Genomic DNA, 14729 nt, shown 5'->3' with positions numbered 1-14729 from the left:
TCGTTGACAGCGACGATGTCCAGATCGGTACGCAGCGCGCACCGCAGGACGGCCCGGCCGATCCGGCCGAAACCATTGATACCGATTCTCATACCCTCATCGTCCGGCGGCACGGGCGGGGCCGTCAGAGTCGAGCGTCCTCACCTGAGGGGACCTTCGGCCCTCCGCCTCGAAGCCTTGGTGTCCTGGCGGGCGGCGAGGAACGGGTTCGGGCAGGAGGCTCGTGTCCTCCCGCCTGGTTCCCGCCGGGCCGCGGTGCCCACGCCTGGCACGGGCCCGTCCCCAAGACCGAAGGCTCCTTCTTCAGGGCCTTCGGCCGGGCGTCACTTCATCGCCTCCGCTCTCGGGCCGGCGAGCGCGTGCCGCACGGTGGCGGCGAGCCACAGCGCGATGGTGGCGTAGAACAGCACCGCCAGGGCCAGTTCGCTGGCCAGAATCACCCCGGCCAGGCCCGCGACGAGCGCGATCACGCCCAGTGCGCCGGCCAGCCTCAGGTACAGGCCCTCGCTCTCGGACGCCGCGCTCAGCGCGCAACCGCCCATGATGCCGAGCAGCAGGATGGTGCCGCCGGCCCCGCGCACGCTGTCGATGACGGGCACGTCCGCGCCTTGCGTGAAGGCGACGTAGACGGCGACGTTCACGCCCGCGACCACGGTCGCCAGGGCGTCCTTCCAGGTCAGCCTCATCGATGCCACCTCCTTTCCCTTCGACCGTGCGCCGTGCGTCCGACGCTGGCCAGTGCCTTTGGTCCCGGTGCTGGGAGAAAGTGGCGGATCGTCATGCCGGGGAACCGCTCTCGGCTCGCCGGGAGTGGTCAGGCTCCTCGGCCGCGTGACCGCACCACGGCGACGGGGCAGGTCACGTGATGAAGAACGCCGTGGCTGATCGAGCCCATGACGGCGGAGGCGAAGCCGCCTCGTCCGCGCGAGCCCACGACCACCAGGCCGGCCGTCGTCCCGGCTTCGGCCAGGACACCGACCGGATGCCCTGACAGGGTCTCTTGGGTGATCTCGATGTCGGGGTTCTTCTCCCGCCACCGCGCCACGCTGTCCGCGACGGCGCGGGCCTCGTCTTGGTAAAGGTTCGCCAGGTAGCTGTTGTATGCGGCCATGTACGGCGAAAAGGCCGGCGTACGCCATGCGTGGAGCACGTCCACGCGCGCTCCATGCGCCCTGGCGTGTTCGACGGCGTACTCCAGAGCGGCCTCGGCGTGCTCGGAGTCGTCGTAGCCGACCACCACCCGGTCATGCCGGGCACCCTCGGGATCCCGCACGATCACGACCGGTCCCGCGGCATGCCCGGCCACGGCCAGGCTCACCGAGCCGACCAGCAACCCCTTGAACTCGCCGAGTCCCCGGCTGCCCAGGACCACGCTGTCGGCGGTCTCCGACTCCGCCAGCAGCCGATCGATGACGTTTCCCGCCAGCAGCTCAGTGATCACCGGGACGCCGTCCGCCAGTTCCCCGGCCTGGTCGCGGGCGAAGGCCAGCGTGTTCGCGCAGTATCCCGCCGCGTGCTCCGCCGGCTGTTGCTCGCACACGTGCACGATGCGCAGAGCCAGATTCCTGCGCCGGGCGTCGTCCGCCGCCCATGCCACGGCAGCCTGCGCGGCCATGGACCCGTCCACGCCCACGACGATGTGTCCAGCCATCACACTCCTCCTCATCGGATCTCTCCCCTCCAGCGTCGTCCGGCGGAGAGAGCCGCACCCGGGGACAAGGTCCCGGATGAGGCGCCGTTGGTCCTCAACCGGCCCGCCGGCGGTCTTCAGCCGCTCCGCCGGTGGTCTTCAGCCGGTCCGCCAGGTGGGCGCGGAGCCGCGCAGGGCCGGAGGTCGGCGGCGCGAAGGTCCAAAGGCCCTGTCTGTGGTCGTCCCGGCTGGGTAGCGTCACCGTCATGGCCGCTCTCGACCTGACCAGGCTGCGAGCCGTGATCTTCGACACCGATGGCGTCGTCACCGACACGGCCCGGGTGCACGCCGCCGCGTGGAAGCACGTGTTCGACCGTTTCCTGCGCGGCCGTTCCGCCCCGTTCGACATCCGTGCCGACTACCTCCGCCATGTGGACGGCCGGCCGAGGCTCGACGGGATCCGCACCTTCCTGGCCTCCCGTGGCATCACGCTGCCCGAGGGCGGTCCCGGCGACGAGCCGGGCGCGCCCACCGTGCACGGGCTGAGCCTCGCCAAGGACGCGCTGTTCGTCCGGCAGGTCACCGAGGACGGCGTCGCCGCCTTCCCCTCGACCGTCGCCCTGGTGCACGAGCTGCGGCGGCGCGGGTGCCGGACCGCGGTGGTGTCGGCCAGCCGCCACTGCCGCCTGGTCGTCGGCTCCGCGGGCCTGATCCACCTGTTCGACGTGGTGGTCGACGGCGAGGACTCGGCCCGGCTCGGCCTGCCGGGCAAGCCCGACCCGGCCCTGTTCCTCGAGGCCGCGCGACGGCTGGAGGTGCCCCCGTCCGAGGCGGTGGTCGTGGAGGACGCGCTGCCCGGCGTCGAGGCCGGGCGCAGGGGCGGGTTCGGGCTGGTCGTCGGAGTCGACCGGACCGGATCGCAGGCGGCGGAGCTGCGCCGCGCGGGAGCGGACGTCGTGGTGCCGGACCTGGCCGACCTGGACGTGGCCGGACGTGTTCCGGTGGGTTCGCGGTGAACGCCTGGACGCTCGTCTACGAGGGGTACGACCCCGCCTCGGAGGGGCTGCGCGAGGCGCTGTGCACGCTCGGGAACGGCCGCTGGGCCACCCGCGGCGCCACGCCCGACGGCCTGGCCCGCACCCCCGGCACCTATCGGGCGGGCTACTACGACCGGCTCGCCTCACAGGTGGCGGGCCGGACGGTCGTGAACGAGGACCTGGTCAACCTGCCCGACTGGCTGCCGCTGACCTTCGCCACGCCGGGTTCGGACTGGTTCCGCCCGGACACGGCCGACCTGCCGGACTACCGGCAGGAGCTCGACCTGCGGCGCGGTCTGCTGCTGCGTACGCTGCGCTGGCGTGACGACGCCGGCCGCGTCACGCTCGTCCGGCAACGCCGCCTGGTGTCCATGGCTGATCCGGCGCTGGCCGCGCTGGAGACCACGTTCACCGCCGAGAACTGGTCCGGCCCGCTCCGCGTCCGGGCCGGCCTGGACGGACGGGTGACCAACCGCGGCGTCGCCCGCTACCGCGACGTGCGCGGCGACCACCTGACCCGCCACACCACCGGCGCCGGCGACGAGCTGACCTGGCTGACGGCGCAGACCCGCTCGTCCCAGATCACGGTGGCGCTGGCGGCGCGCGTGGCCGCCCCGGTCCCCGGCTCGGTGTCGGCCGAGCCCGACCGGATCCACACGGACCTGGTGCTGGAGCTGGCCGCGGGCGAGCCGGTGACGGTCTCGAAGATCGTCGCGCTGGTGACGTCCCGCGACCCGGCCATCCACGACCCGCTCACGGCCGCCCGGCGGCGCGTCCAGGTGGCGCCCGGCTTCGATGAGCTGCTGGCCGCGCACGAGGCGGCGTGGGAACGGCTGTGGGAGCGGGCCCGGCTGGACGTGGACGGGCCCGAACTGTCGCAGATCGTCCACCTGCACGTCTTCCACCTGCTGCAGACGCTCAGCCCGCACACCGCCGACCTGGACGCCGGCGTACCCGCCCGCGGCCTGCACGGCGAGGCGTACCGGGGCCACGTGTTCTGGGACGAACTGTTCGTGCTGCCCTGGCTGAACCTGCGCTTCCCCGACATCTCGCTCGGCGCGCTGCGTTACCGCTGGCGACGGCTGCCGGAGGCGAGGGCGGCGGCGCGGGAGGCCGGGTTCGACGGGGCGATGTTCCCCTGGCAGAGCGGCAGCGACGGCCGCGAGGAGACCCAGACGTTCCACCTCAACCCGGAGTCGGGCCGCTGGCTGCCGGACGTCTCCCACCTGCAGCGCCACGCCGGGCTGGCCATCGCCTACAACGTGTGGCAGTACCACCTGGTCACCGGCTCCATGCCGCCGTGGTGCGCCGAACTGCTCACCGGCATCGCCCGCTTCTTCGCCTCACTGACCGTGCTCGACCCGCTCTCCGGCCGGTACGAGATCCGCGGCGTCATGGGACCGGACGAGTACCACACCGCCTACCCCGGCGCCCCGGCCCCCGGCCTGGACAACAACGCCTACACCAACGTCATGACCGTGTGGCTGCTCTCCCGCGCCCTCGAACTCGGCCTGGCCGGCCCGCAGGAGGCGGAACGCTGGACGGACATCACCCGGCGCATGCGGGTCGACTTCCACGACGGCGTCATCAGCCAGTTCACCGGCTACGCCGACCTCGAAGAGCTCGACTGGGGACGCTACAAGGGCGTGCGCCGCCTGGACCGGGCGCTGGAGGCGGACGGCGACGACGTCAACCGGTACAAGGCCTCCAAGCAGGCCGACACGCTGATGCTGTTCTACCTGCTGACCGCCGGCGAGCTCACGGGCATCCTCCAGCGGCTGGGCTACTCCGCCAACGCCGGGCTGATCCCCCGGACGATCTCCTACTACCTGGACCGCACCAGCCACGGCTCCACGCTCAGCGCCGTCGTCCACGCCTGGGTCCTGGCCCGCTCCGACCGGGCCCGTTCCTGGCAGTTCTTCGGCGAGGCGCTGCTCAGCGACGTGCACGACGTGCAGGGCGGCACCACCGCAGAGGGCATCCACCTCGGCGCCATGGCGGGCACGCTGGACATGTTGCAGCGCTGCTACCTGGGCCTGGAGCCACGGCCCGACGGCCTGCACCTCGAACCGCTGCTGCCCGAGCGGCTCGGGTCGCTGTCCCTGACAATCCACCTCCGGGGCCGGCGGCTCGCCATCGAGGCCGACCACGTACGTACCCGCGTCGACGGCATCACCCTGCCGCGCGGCGCCGACACCACCATTCCCTGGAGGACACCATCATGACCAGCGGCAACGGCGACTTCGCACGTCGCATCCAGCACCTCCGCGACCGGCTCGGCCTCACGCTCGACCAGGTCGCCGAACGCGCCGACATGTCGTCGGGATACATCCAGCATCTGGAGACCCATCTGGGCACTCCGGACCGGGGCACGGTGACCAGGCTCGCCAAGGCGCTGGAGACCACCGTCGAGGATCTGCTGGGCGGAGGGCACGACCGTCCGCCTGGCCAGGGCGCGGCGATGGACGAACCCGTCCTGGAGGTCCTGGAGACCGACGAGTGCCTGCGCCTGGTCGCGCCGGGCGGGATCGGGCGGGTCGCGTTCAGCGGCTCGCACGGGCCGACGGTGCTGCCCGTCAACTACAAGTTCCACGACGGCGCCGTCGTCTTCCGCACCGCCCGCGGCGGCCCGATGGACCAGGACCTGCGCACCGGCCTGGAAGGGGTGGACGTCAAGATCGCCTTCCAGGTGGACCGGATCGACGAGGTCCGGCGAGCGGGCTGGAGCGTCCTCATCCAAGGCGCCGCCCACCACCTGCCGGACGACGAGGTGGCCAAGGTGGCGGAGGCCGGCGTCACGCCGTGGGCGGGCGGCGAACGCCATCTGTACATCCGCATCGTCCCGCAGCAGGTGACCGGGCGCCGCATCCACGGCCTGTGATCCCTCGGCCGCTGGGAAGGAGACCGACGGTAGCTGCCCCACGCCGGATCACGGCGACCAGGGACCATCGGCCCGCCGACCTCCGCCTTTCGCCCCTGCCACCCGCCGACGGGACCTGGTGCCATCGAAGTATGAACCCATCCCGCCGCCTGCTCGTACCGCTGCTCGTCCTCAAGGCCGCCGGACTGGCGGCGTACCTGCTGCTCGTCCGGCCACGACTGCTGTGCTGGGGCGCGACCCGCGGCGAGACCACCCGGCCGCTCCCCGGCGACGACATCGTCCCGCGACCGCATGTCGCCGCCACCCGCGCCATCACCATCGACGCCCTGCCCGAAGCGGTGTGGCCCTGGCTCGCGCAGATGGGCGGCCATCCCCGCGCCGGCTGGTACGCCTACGACCACATCACCAACGACAACCACCCCAGCGCCGATCACCTCCTGCCCGGCCTGCAACGCCTCCAGATCGGAGATCTGCTGCCGACACCGCCCGTGGACGGCGGTTACACGGTGGAGCGCATCGTCCCCGGGCGCGAACTCGTCCTGGCGATCCGGGCCTTCCACGTGACGGTGAGCTGGGCGATCGTGCTGCTCGGCGGAGAGGAACACACGCGCCTGCTCTTCCGCCAGCGTCTGCACTGTCGGCCCGGCCTGCCAGGGCTGGTCTACCTGCTGCTGTCGGAGTCGGCGGACTTCCTGATCACCCGCAGGCAACTGACGACCATCAAGACCCTGGCCGAGACAGCCGCCCACAAGCCCTGACGGGCCGGTGGTTCTCGACTGTGCACCCAGTCGACCGGGCAGGGGCCGTGGTGCACCATGACCTGACCCACCGAGCCGGGCGACAGGCCGCGACCGTGGGTACGCGTGCTGCCGTCCAGGAGCCGGGGCCGGCAGGTGGACGGTACCGCCGTTTCGTAGCGCCATCCGCCGCAGCTTCCGCATCTGCGAGGCATCGAATATCGTCGATGGACGATGAATATCGAACGGGTGCCGCTGCCCGACCGCCAGGTGGACGTGGTCATCTCCAACTGCGTGATCAACCTGTCCGACGACAAGTCGGCTGGAGCCGCGTTGAGCCTTTCGCCGAGAGGCGACACGCACACCGGTACCCACACCTAGCAGGCCCCGCCGCCGGGCGGAGAGCTGATCACGATGCGTTCCACTCAGATATCGGTGCGTCGGAAACCGTCACGCCCCCGGCCGGGCATCGCACGCCGAGTTACTCACTACTTGAGCCAGGCGGTCTGCTTGACGATGGGCAGGTTGCCCAGGCCGAGGGTGGTGCCGATGCCGAGCAGGCCGAGCATGAACAGCCAGTCCACTCATGCCTGGCCGGCAAGGGAGTCGACGGGACGATGCGCCGCAGAGAACCTTGGTCACCATCGCGTCAGGCCGCTGCTCGCCGGACGGCCGTCCAGCTGCCTTCCTTCAGGGCCAGCACCGCCGCTGCGGCGAGCGTCCAGGCGGCGATCACGGCCAGGTCGGCCCACGGCCATGGCCGGCCTGCCGGGTCCAGCACGGCGAGCAGCGTGTGGGAGAGATGCTTGAGCGGGAAGAGGTCGCCGACGATGCTCAGCACTCCGGGCAGGTCTCCGCCCATGACGAACACGTCGGAGACGAAGGCCAGCGGCAGGAAGGTGCCCAGGGTGAGCGCGCCGACGGTCTGCTGTTTGCGGACGAACGCCACCACCAGCGCGCCGAGCACCGTGAAGCACGCGACCCCGGCAGCGATCGCGCCGAGCATCCCGGCGATCATGGCGGGCTCGATCCGCACCCCGAAGCCGAGGACGGCCACGGTGGCGAGCACGGCGGCGGTCACCGAGGTGACCAGCAGCGCGGTGACGAGGTTGCCCGCCTGGTAGGCCCAGGCGGGGAGCGGGGTTCCGGAGAGCCGTTTGAGCACGCCGCGTTCCCGGTCGCCGGCGGTTCGCTCGGCGAGGTTGACGTACGAGGCGACGCCCACGGTGTAGGTGATCATGGCGCCGAGCATGAACGCCGGCAGTCGCACGCCCGACACCTGGACCTCCCCGAAGATGAGCGAGATCAACGCCAGGAGCAGTACCGGCAGGATCATGGTGAAGAACGCCGTGGACGGGTCGCGGCGCAGTCTGACCACTGCGTGCGCGACCTGGTCGATCACCAGCCGCCACGCCGCGGGCCGTCCCCGCCGGGCGGTCCATGGGCGGGCCACGCCGGCCGCGGGGGTGCGGGTGGGGGGCCGTTCCCAGCGGAAGCGCCACACGGCCACGACAACGGCGCCGATCCCCCACGCCGCCAGCACCGCCAGATGACCGCCGCGGAAACCGGTTCCGGGTAGCAGCGGGTTCATGGCGTCGCGGACGGCGTTGGCCAGGTGCCGCAACGGGAAGATCCACCCGATGGCGTCCAGCCAGGCGGGCAGCCGGGCGCCGACCAGCATGATGTCGGAGACGAACGCCAGCGCCAGCAGCAGCCCGGTGCCGAGCAACTGAACCGCCGCCCCATCGCGGACGAGCGCGACCATGGCGAAGCCGAGCGCGGTGAAGCAGGCAGCGCCGGCCAGCAGGGTGAGCAGCAGCGCGGGCAGCGCCCGCCAGACCATCTGCACGTCGTAGAAGATCAGGCCCGCCGTCAGCAGGAGTGCGACCGTCACCACGGCGACCACCAGTGACGCCCCGACGAGCCCGGTCAGCACGGCCCAGGCGGGCACGGGAGTGCCGCGCAGCCGCTTCAGCCAGCCTCGGTCGCGCAGGTCGGACAGACGGATGGCCAGCGTGCCGAAGCAGACCTGGGCGACGCCGAACACCGCCATGACGGGGACGACGAACTGCATCACCCGCACCCCCGTACGGGCGTCCACGATCTGGTTGCCCACGGCCGCGCCCACGATCACCGTCATCAGCAGCGGCATCGCCACGGTGAAAACCACCGCGGCCGGGCTGCGGAAGAAGGCGACGACGTCGTGCCGGACCAGGTTGGGGATCATGATGTCGCCTCGCTCACCAGGTCGAGGTAGACGTCCTCCAGCGACGGCCGGGTCAGCGTCAGGGAGGTCAGCTCGGTGCCGCGGTCCAGCGCCCAGCCGGTCAGGGCGTGCATGTCCGCGGCCGGTCGCGTGGTCTCGACCGACACCACGGGACCGTGCATCTCGACGCGGCCGGCCAGGGCAGGCAGATCGGCGGCGGCCGTGCCCTCCGGAAGGCGGAAGGACAGCACGCTGGCGCTCTCCCCCGCCACGAGCGTGTCCGGCGAGCCGATCGCGACCAGCCGCCCCCCGCGCAGCACGGCCACGCGGTCGGCCAGGTGCTGCGCCTCGTCCATGTAGTGGGTGGTGAGCAGAATGGTGGTGCCGGAGGCGCGCAACCCGTCGATCAGCTCCCAGGCATGGTGCCGGGCGGCCGGGTCGAAACCGGTGGTGGGCTCGTCCAGGAACAGCACCTCGGGCCGGCCGACCAAGCCGAGGGCGAGGTCCAGGCGGCGGCGCTGCCCGCCGGAGAGCGTGCGGACGCGGGCGTCGCGCTTGTCCTGGAGCCCGACCTGCTCGATCACCTCGTACGGGTCACGGGGACGCGGGTAGAAACCGGCGTAGAGCCGGACCAGCTCGGCGACGGAGAACTCGTCCTCGAACCCGGCCTCCTGCAGCACGATGCCGATGTGCTCGCGGTAGGCGCGGCCGCCGGTGGCCGGATCGAAGCCGAGCACCGACACCTGGCCGCCGTCCCTGCCGCGGTGTCCCTCCAGGATCTCCACGGTGGTCGTCTTGCCCGCGCCGTTCGGTCCGAGCAGCGCGAACACCTCGCCTCGCGCGACGGTGAAGCTCACGTCGTCGACGGCCTTCACCGCCCCGTAGCTCTTCCGCAGTCCCTCGACGATCACCGGTGACATGTCGGCTCCTTCCGTCCCCTTGAACGTCCTGCGCGAGGGCCGCCGGCGGCAGGGCCGAAAGGCACAACCTCGGCCCTCGACGAGGGCCTGGCAGGGAGAGCCCGCGAGCCTTGACTCCGAGTTCCTGCGGGAGTCACCTCAGTGAACGGTGACGACCAGCCCGTAATCCCCGTCGTCGCGTTGGTGGACCACACAGCCGGCTCCCGTCTCCGCGTCGGCGAAGAAGACGAACCGCGACCCGGTCAGCTCCAGCCGTTCGACGGCCTGCTCCACGGTGAGCCGCGGAGCGGGCAACGGGCTGATCGAGATCGCCGCGCATATCGGGGCCGGCAGATCCGGCCGTGGCACGAGCTGAGCGAGCCGGTAGCCGTCGCGGATCCGGTGCACGACGCTGTCCTGGCCCGTCGTGGCCTCGGTGAACAGCAGGAAGTCATGGTCGAGGTCCACCATGTCCACCACCGCCTCGTCGGGTAGCGCGCGACCCGTGGCGAAGGTCCGTACGATCCGCCGCTCCTTGTCCGACCGGTCCGGCGATAAGCGGCGCCCGTGGTGGCGGCCCCTGCGGTTCTCCCAGTCCCTGGTGGCCTCAAGCAGGCGCGCCCGGAGTCTGTCCGCGAGCAGGTGGATGGCAGCACGCGTGGTCCGGGCGCCGGCCTCCGCCCTGATGAGCCGCCCCTGGACGTCCAGCACGGCCCGGGCGGTGCACCGCTTGGCCGCGTCCCGCGATCCGGGCTCGTGGGTGAGCTTGATCCGGGCGTCGAGCACCGGCTCGTGCGCGAGCCTGGCCAGATCGGCCACGATCTCCCTGGCCCGGCGTACGTCGCCGGACCGGATCCCGCCGCTGATCTTGACCTGCACCTCGGCGGGGTCGAGAGCGATGGGCCTGTGCCTCATGCGTAGCCACCTTCTTCGTTCCGTTAGTGCTGCCTTCACCCTCTGACCAGTCCGAATGCGACCACCAGGGACTTTGGTCCCGCTCCGCGCCGACATCGGCCCCTGCGAAAGCAGGGACGAAAGGGACCGAAGGGATGCCCATTGCCGAGTGCCGTAGGGACTTTGGCCCCTGCTCCCGAACGACGGCGAGCGACAGGGTGGCCACATGCGAATCCTCATGACGGAATCGGCCCCCTCCCATGGTGCGGTGGCCGCGGCACTGCTGGCCCTCGACGAACACGACGTGGCCCACTGCCACCCATCTGAGGCGCGGCCCTCCCCCGCACCGTGCGCCGGGATGCGGCCAGGCGGCCACTGCCCGCTGGCCGACGGGGACGTCGACCTGCTGGTGGACATCAGGCTGAGTCCGGGACCGTTCACCCTCAGAGAGGCCGGGGTCATGTGCGCCCTGCGCACGCAGGTCCCCGTCCTGGTGGCCGGCACCCCGCCCGAGGGGACGGCGCTGAACGAGCTCGTCTCCACCTGCCACCCGGCCGACCTGGTCACGACCTGCGCGCAAGCGGTCTCACCCACCGGCCCCGCGGCGCGCCGGGCCGTCGCCGACGCGGTGCGCCCGCTGCTCCGCACCGCGGGGACCCGCCCGCAGGTGCAGCTCGCCGAGGTGGACGGCGCGGTGCACGTGTACCTGTCGTTCCTGAGCGAGATCTGCCCCGCCCTCGCCGACGAGGTACGCCAAGAGGCCGCGCGCGCGTACACGCGGGCGACCCACGGCCGCTTCCCCGTCGTCGCCCACGTGGCGCTCCTGGCCGGAATCTGAACGCAGCCACGGGGCCCCAGGCCATGAAGGCGCGGACCGCGTTCTAAGAAGCTCCGAGAAAACGAAGTGTTCCGCCTCGGCCACCTCCACCGGCTTGGCGTCGGGGATCCGCCCGGCCACGACACGACTGGCTACGGGCGGGCACACCCAGTCGTACCGGCCGGCGACGACCAGCGTGGGCGCCAGGGTCGGAGTCGTGTTGCACAGGACCTGCCACGGCTGGACGATCCGCGCGACCCGCCGCGGCCGTAGCCTGGCTGAAGGCGATCACGCGTAACGCGGCGCGCGTGTGGCTGCGTTCACCGGAACAGCGGTGAGCAGTTCGACAGGATCCGACTCTTCCACCCGTCGTCGGCGCGTGGCATGAGCTTCCACGCCGTACCGAGCCCGTTGGTCCCGCGTCCGCTCGCCCCGTTCGACCTGCTCCGAGGCCTGAAGCGGACCCGGGACCGGAAGTCACCGCCGCTTGTGCGCACACGTGGCGGACCGCGCCCGGACGATGGCCCGCGCGGTCAGCAGGGCGACGACGGCGACCACCTGCCCACCAACGATGATCTTGTTGATGTCGACGGCCGGTCGCCAGCGCACGTCTTCGTCCTTGACGACGAACACGCCCGCCGGTGCGGCGCCGAGGCCGAACCCGCCGCCGTTGCCCTCGCCCGGCCGCTCACCCTCCTGCTTGCCGCTGCCGCTGCCGCTGCCACCTCCGCCGCCGATGCGGGCAACCGGGATGACGGTGACGCCGTTCCGCACGACCGGTTCGCCGAAGACCCGCTCGACCCGCGCCACCTCTTTGACCGTGCCGCTCACGTCGATACCGTCCATCGCTCCTCCTTGATTCGATGACGAGGTGTTGCGCGTCGTCCTGACAACGGTCCTGAACGAGGCGCGTCCTTTCCTCATCGTGGGCGTCGCCACCGCCCTCTGGATAGGGACGAAGGTCCCCAGGGTCCCGGACACGGTGCCGTTGGTCACCGGATGAGGACGTACAGCACCACCCCCACGCCGGCCAGGATGAGCCCGTACATGACGAGGTCCTTGATCCACGCGGTGAAGCCGCCGACCACCCGATGCCGATAGCCGACGAACCGGTCATGGGCGTCCCTGGCGGCCTGCCGGTAGGTGCCCAGTGTGTAGGCGGCCACCACCGCGATCAGCAGCAGCACCCATAGTTCAGGGGTCATGGCAGACCTCCTTCCGGACCGACTCGGGCTCGAAGCGGCCCGGCCGGGTGCGCATGTGGCCGCGCGCCATCCGGACCCGCAGCTCGGGCACGGTGGCCGGCGCGGTCGTTCCTGCGAGATGACATACCTCCATGGCAGCCGCTGGAGCCGTCGCGGACTGCGGTCGAACGTCACCATCTCTCAGGACTTGGGCCAGGACCAAGGTCCCGCGGCCGGCTCGGCTCAGGAGGTGCCGACCACCGCGATCGGGCAGGGCGCGTGGCGGAGGAGGGAGTTCGTGGCGCCGCGCTCACGTCCGACAACCATGAGCGTGGGGTGCTCGCTACTGTCGTACGGCCGGACGCGCACGCCGGGATGACGGGCCGCCGGCTCCGTCAGGTCGGCCGGTGACATGATCGGCAGCTGGCGCAGGGCCGCCTCCCCGAAGGCGAACTCCAGCACGGCCGCCGAGGGGTCCTTGCCCGCCACGACGATCGGGCCGGGGTTCGTCGGCGCGGGCAGCGGGCCGGGGCCGCGTACGATGATCACCGGGCAGTCGGCGTGGGCGGCGACGTAGCCTGCGACCGAGCCGACGACCGCGCGGGGCAGCGCGCTCAGGCCGCGGGAGCCGACCACGATGAGTTCGGCGCCAGCGGAGATCTCGACGAGCCGCCGCGCGGCCGGGCCCTCGTACAGATCGGTGTCGACGCGCACGCCCGAGCTGCTGGAGCGGGCGCACTCGGCGCCGTGCCACAGCACGTGTTCGGCCGCCTTGCGCAGGTGGGCCTTGGCGTCCTCGTCCGCGTCGCCGTACGGCCACTGCCAGGCGTGGGCGACGGTCAGCGGCAGCTTCCTCAGCTCGGCCTCGTCCAGAGCCCAGTCCAGGGCCTGCATCGAGAAGTCCGAGCCGTCATAGCCGAGCACGATGTCCTTCATGCTTCCAGCCTCACGCGCGCACGGCCCGGCGGGCAGGGACCTTGGTCCTCAAGGGCGAGGGCCGTCCGGCACGTCATCATCACCGGCCCCCGCTGGCCTCTGGGAAGCTCGATGGGCCGGCAATCACACCAGCGCGGCGCCGGTCAGCCCTGCCGCCGTGAGCGCCATGGCGGCCCCACCGAGCCCGCCGATGGCGAGGACCAGCCAGACCGGCTGTCCTTCCTGCCACAGCGGCGTGGTGATCAGCATGAACACGGCCAGCGCCGCCAGCCACGAGCCGGCCGTCGCGGCCACCCACCACAGCGCCCCGCGTACGTGCCGCCGCAACAGCCGCCCTTGCAGCAGCCCCATGGCCGCCAGCAGCGTCAGCCCCAGCAGGCCGAGAACGGCGGAGTGCCAGCTCAGCAACGACTCACCCAGCACCATCGGCAGCCCGCCGATGGTCCAGGCGATGGCCGCGCCCTGCGCCGTCGCCCGCACCCAGTCGCGGGTGGCGATCCGCGGGAGCGCCATGCGCAGCGCGTACGCCTGCGCCAGGCCGAGGCAAGCGCCCTCCACGGCCCCGGCCATGACGATCAATGCGGTCCGCACCAGCGGTGCGATGCCGCCCAGCATTTCCCACCCTGGCGCGGCCACCCAGACGCCTGTCACCGCGGGCACCGCGAACCCGGCGATCTCCCCAGCGTGGCGGCCCTGGTCCAGCGCCACCACAGCCGCCGCGAGCTGCCGGTCGCCGTGTGCACGTCCCCGGCTCCTAGGTCCGGGACCTTGGCCGCCGCCCCCACAGCAGGTAGGCGACGGGCCCGACCGGCTGGATGAAGATCGCCGGCCACCAGAGGCCCTTGCGCCCGCGTACGTCACCGGCGGGCCGGAAGCAGAGATCCACCGCGGCCGCCGTGGTGAGCGCGACCTCCACCGACGCCAGGGCCATCAGCGTCCCCTGCCGTCTCTTCGACATCTCGTTCCAGCGCATCGAGCTCTCCCCTCACTTGTTCCCGATCCGATCGCGGGCCGCCGGGCGGGCTCCACCCGCATGCGCAGGCGCACGATCGTGCCCTGCGGACCCGTGACGAAGCCGACCTCGTCGGCCAGCCGGCGCATCAGCCAGATGCCCCGCCCGCCGGGAGCGCCCGGCGGCGGGAGGGAGCCCTCGGCGAGGGTGCGGGCGGGGATGCCCGCCCCTGTGTCCTCGACCTCGCACAGCAGGCCGTCGTCCTCCCGCCACAGCCGGAGGCTGCCGTGGCCGCCTCCGTGCGCCAGCACGTTGATCACGCATTCGTTGACCGCCATGAGGAAGTCCGTCAGCCGCTCACCCGAGAGCCCGTGCTCCGACGCCCCGCGGTGGAAGGCGGCGCGGGTGCTCGCCAGGCACCTGTCGTCGAAGTGCCTGGCGAACAACAGAACGGCCTTCATGTCAGGCCATCCGCTGGGCCATCTCGACCAGGCGGTTGGCGTAGCCCCACTCGTTGTCGTACCAGCCGAACACCTTGACCAGGTCACCGCTCGCC

At 71.9% G+C, this 14729-nt stretch carries 18 protein-coding genes; 6 read left to right on the top strand and 12 right to left on the bottom strand.

The window, feature by feature from the left end; all coding sequences use genetic code 11:
* The 3 genes from AB0C28_RS55770 to AB0C28_RS55760 all read right to left on the bottom strand — a co-directional run.
* The coding region (locus tag AB0C28_RS55770) for a glyceraldehyde 3-phosphate dehydrogenase NAD-binding domain-containing protein (protein ID WP_358084133.1) at positions 1-92 on the bottom strand (92 nt) is incomplete at its 3' end.
* Between the two features lie 231 nt (positions 93-323).
* Positions 324-686 (bottom strand): hypothetical protein, encoded by a 363-nt coding sequence (locus tag AB0C28_RS55765; RefSeq protein WP_358085625.1) that lies wholly within the window; start codon positions 684-686, stop codon positions 324-326.
* Between the two features lie 128 nt (positions 687-814).
* Positions 815-1651, bottom strand: coding sequence for a universal stress protein (locus AB0C28_RS55760; protein WP_358085622.1), 837 nt, complete (start codon positions 1649-1651; stop codon positions 815-817).
* A 245-nt stretch (positions 1652-1896) separates the two neighbouring features.
* Here AB0C28_RS55760 and AB0C28_RS55755 point away from each other — a divergent pair, with 245 nt between their 5' ends.
* The 5 genes from AB0C28_RS55755 to AB0C28_RS55735 all read left to right on the top strand — a co-directional run bounded on the left by AB0C28_RS55755 (position 1897) and on the right by AB0C28_RS55735 (position 6666).
* Complete coding sequence (locus AB0C28_RS55755) at positions 1897-2646, top strand: HAD-IA family hydrolase (protein ID WP_326641188.1); 750 nt, start codon at positions 1897-1899, stop codon at positions 2644-2646.
* On the top strand, positions 2643-4892 hold the full coding sequence (locus tag AB0C28_RS55750) for a glycosyl hydrolase family 65 protein (protein ID WP_358085619.1): 2250 nt from the start codon (positions 2643-2645) through the stop codon (positions 4890-4892). The genes AB0C28_RS55755 and AB0C28_RS55750 overlap by 4 nt, the downstream gene beginning before the upstream one ends.
* Entirely contained in the window at positions 4889-5548 is a 660-nt protein-coding gene (locus tag AB0C28_RS55745) for a pyridoxamine 5'-phosphate oxidase family protein (protein ID WP_358085617.1), read from the top strand. The genes AB0C28_RS55750 and AB0C28_RS55745 overlap by 4 nt, the downstream gene beginning before the upstream one ends.
* A 131-nt stretch (positions 5549-5679) precedes the next feature.
* Positions 5680-6306 (top strand): hypothetical protein, encoded by a 627-nt coding sequence (locus AB0C28_RS55740; protein WP_358085614.1) that lies wholly within the window; start codon positions 5680-5682, stop codon positions 6304-6306.
* Between the two features lie 213 nt (positions 6307-6519).
* The gene (locus AB0C28_RS55735; RefSeq protein ID WP_358085612.1) at positions 6520-6666 is read left to right on the top strand and encodes a hypothetical protein; all 147 of its coding nucleotides are present in this window, start codon (positions 6520-6522) and stop codon (positions 6664-6666) included.
* Positions 6667-6934: 268 nt separating this feature from the next.
* Here AB0C28_RS55735 and AB0C28_RS55730 read toward each other — a convergent pair whose 3' ends face one another.
* The 3 genes from AB0C28_RS55730 to AB0C28_RS55720 all read right to left on the bottom strand — a co-directional run bounded on the left by AB0C28_RS55730 (position 6935) and on the right by AB0C28_RS55720 (position 10305).
* Complete coding sequence (locus tag AB0C28_RS55730; protein WP_358085610.1) at positions 6935-8512, bottom strand: ABC transporter permease; 1578 nt, start codon at positions 8510-8512, stop codon at positions 6935-6937.
* Positions 8509-9411: an ABC transporter ATP-binding protein gene (locus AB0C28_RS55725; protein WP_358085607.1), complete on the bottom strand. Its 903-nt coding sequence runs from the start codon at positions 9409-9411 to the stop codon at positions 8509-8511. The genes AB0C28_RS55730 and AB0C28_RS55725 overlap by 4 nt, the downstream gene beginning before the upstream one ends.
* Before the next feature lie 138 nt (positions 9412-9549).
* Entirely contained in the window at positions 9550-10305 is a 756-nt protein-coding gene (locus AB0C28_RS55720) for an HPF/RaiA family ribosome-associated protein (RefSeq protein ID WP_358085604.1), read from the bottom strand.
* Positions 10306-10510: 205 nt separating this feature from the next.
* Between AB0C28_RS55720 and AB0C28_RS55715 the strand changes: the two genes are divergently transcribed.
* Entirely contained in the window at positions 10511-11122 is a 612-nt protein-coding gene (locus tag AB0C28_RS55715) for a hypothetical protein (RefSeq protein ID WP_358085602.1), read from the top strand.
* Positions 11123-11578: 456 nt separating this feature from the next.
* Here the strand turns inward: AB0C28_RS55715 and AB0C28_RS55710 are convergent, their stop codons facing one another.
* From AB0C28_RS55710 to AB0C28_RS55685, 6 genes are all read right to left on the bottom strand, one after another.
* Positions 11579-11947 carry a spore germination protein GerW family protein gene (locus tag AB0C28_RS55710; RefSeq protein ID WP_358085599.1) on the bottom strand — a complete coding sequence of 123 codons (369 nt, stop codon included), beginning with the start codon at positions 11945-11947 and terminating at the stop codon, positions 11579-11581.
* A 146-nt stretch (positions 11948-12093) separates the two neighbouring features.
* Positions 12094-12306, bottom strand: a complete 213-nt coding sequence (locus tag AB0C28_RS55705; RefSeq protein WP_358085596.1) for a hypothetical protein — start codon at positions 12304-12306, stop codon at positions 12094-12096.
* Positions 12307-12528: 222 nt separating this feature from the next.
* Positions 12529-13221: a universal stress protein gene (locus AB0C28_RS55700; protein WP_358085593.1), complete on the bottom strand. Its 693-nt coding sequence runs from the start codon at positions 13219-13221 to the stop codon at positions 12529-12531.
* 123 nt (positions 13222-13344) lie between these two features.
* The gene (locus AB0C28_RS55695) at positions 13345-13929 is read right to left on the bottom strand and encodes a hypothetical protein (protein WP_358085590.1); all 585 of its coding nucleotides are present in this window, start codon (positions 13927-13929) and stop codon (positions 13345-13347) included.
* Between the two features lie 46 nt (positions 13930-13975).
* Positions 13976-14152 carry a PLDc N-terminal domain-containing protein gene (locus AB0C28_RS55690; RefSeq protein ID WP_358085587.1) on the bottom strand — a complete coding sequence of 59 codons (177 nt, stop codon included), beginning with the start codon at positions 14150-14152 and terminating at the stop codon, positions 13976-13978.
* Positions 14152-14634: an ATP-binding protein gene (locus AB0C28_RS55685; RefSeq protein ID WP_358085585.1), complete on the bottom strand. Its 483-nt coding sequence runs from the start codon at positions 14632-14634 to the stop codon at positions 14152-14154. Before AB0C28_RS55685 ends, AB0C28_RS55690 begins: the two co-directional genes overlap by 1 nt.
* Positions 14635-14729: the final 95 nt, after the last annotated feature.

It is taken from the genome of Nonomuraea sp. NPDC048892, assembly GCF_040649735.1.
Classification (GTDB): Bacteria; Actinomycetota; Actinomycetes; order Streptosporangiales; family Streptosporangiaceae; genus Nonomuraea; species Nonomuraea maheshkhaliensis.
The sequence above is the reverse complement of the archived record's forward strand: the minus strand, read 5'-3'. Positions and strand labels throughout refer to the sequence as shown.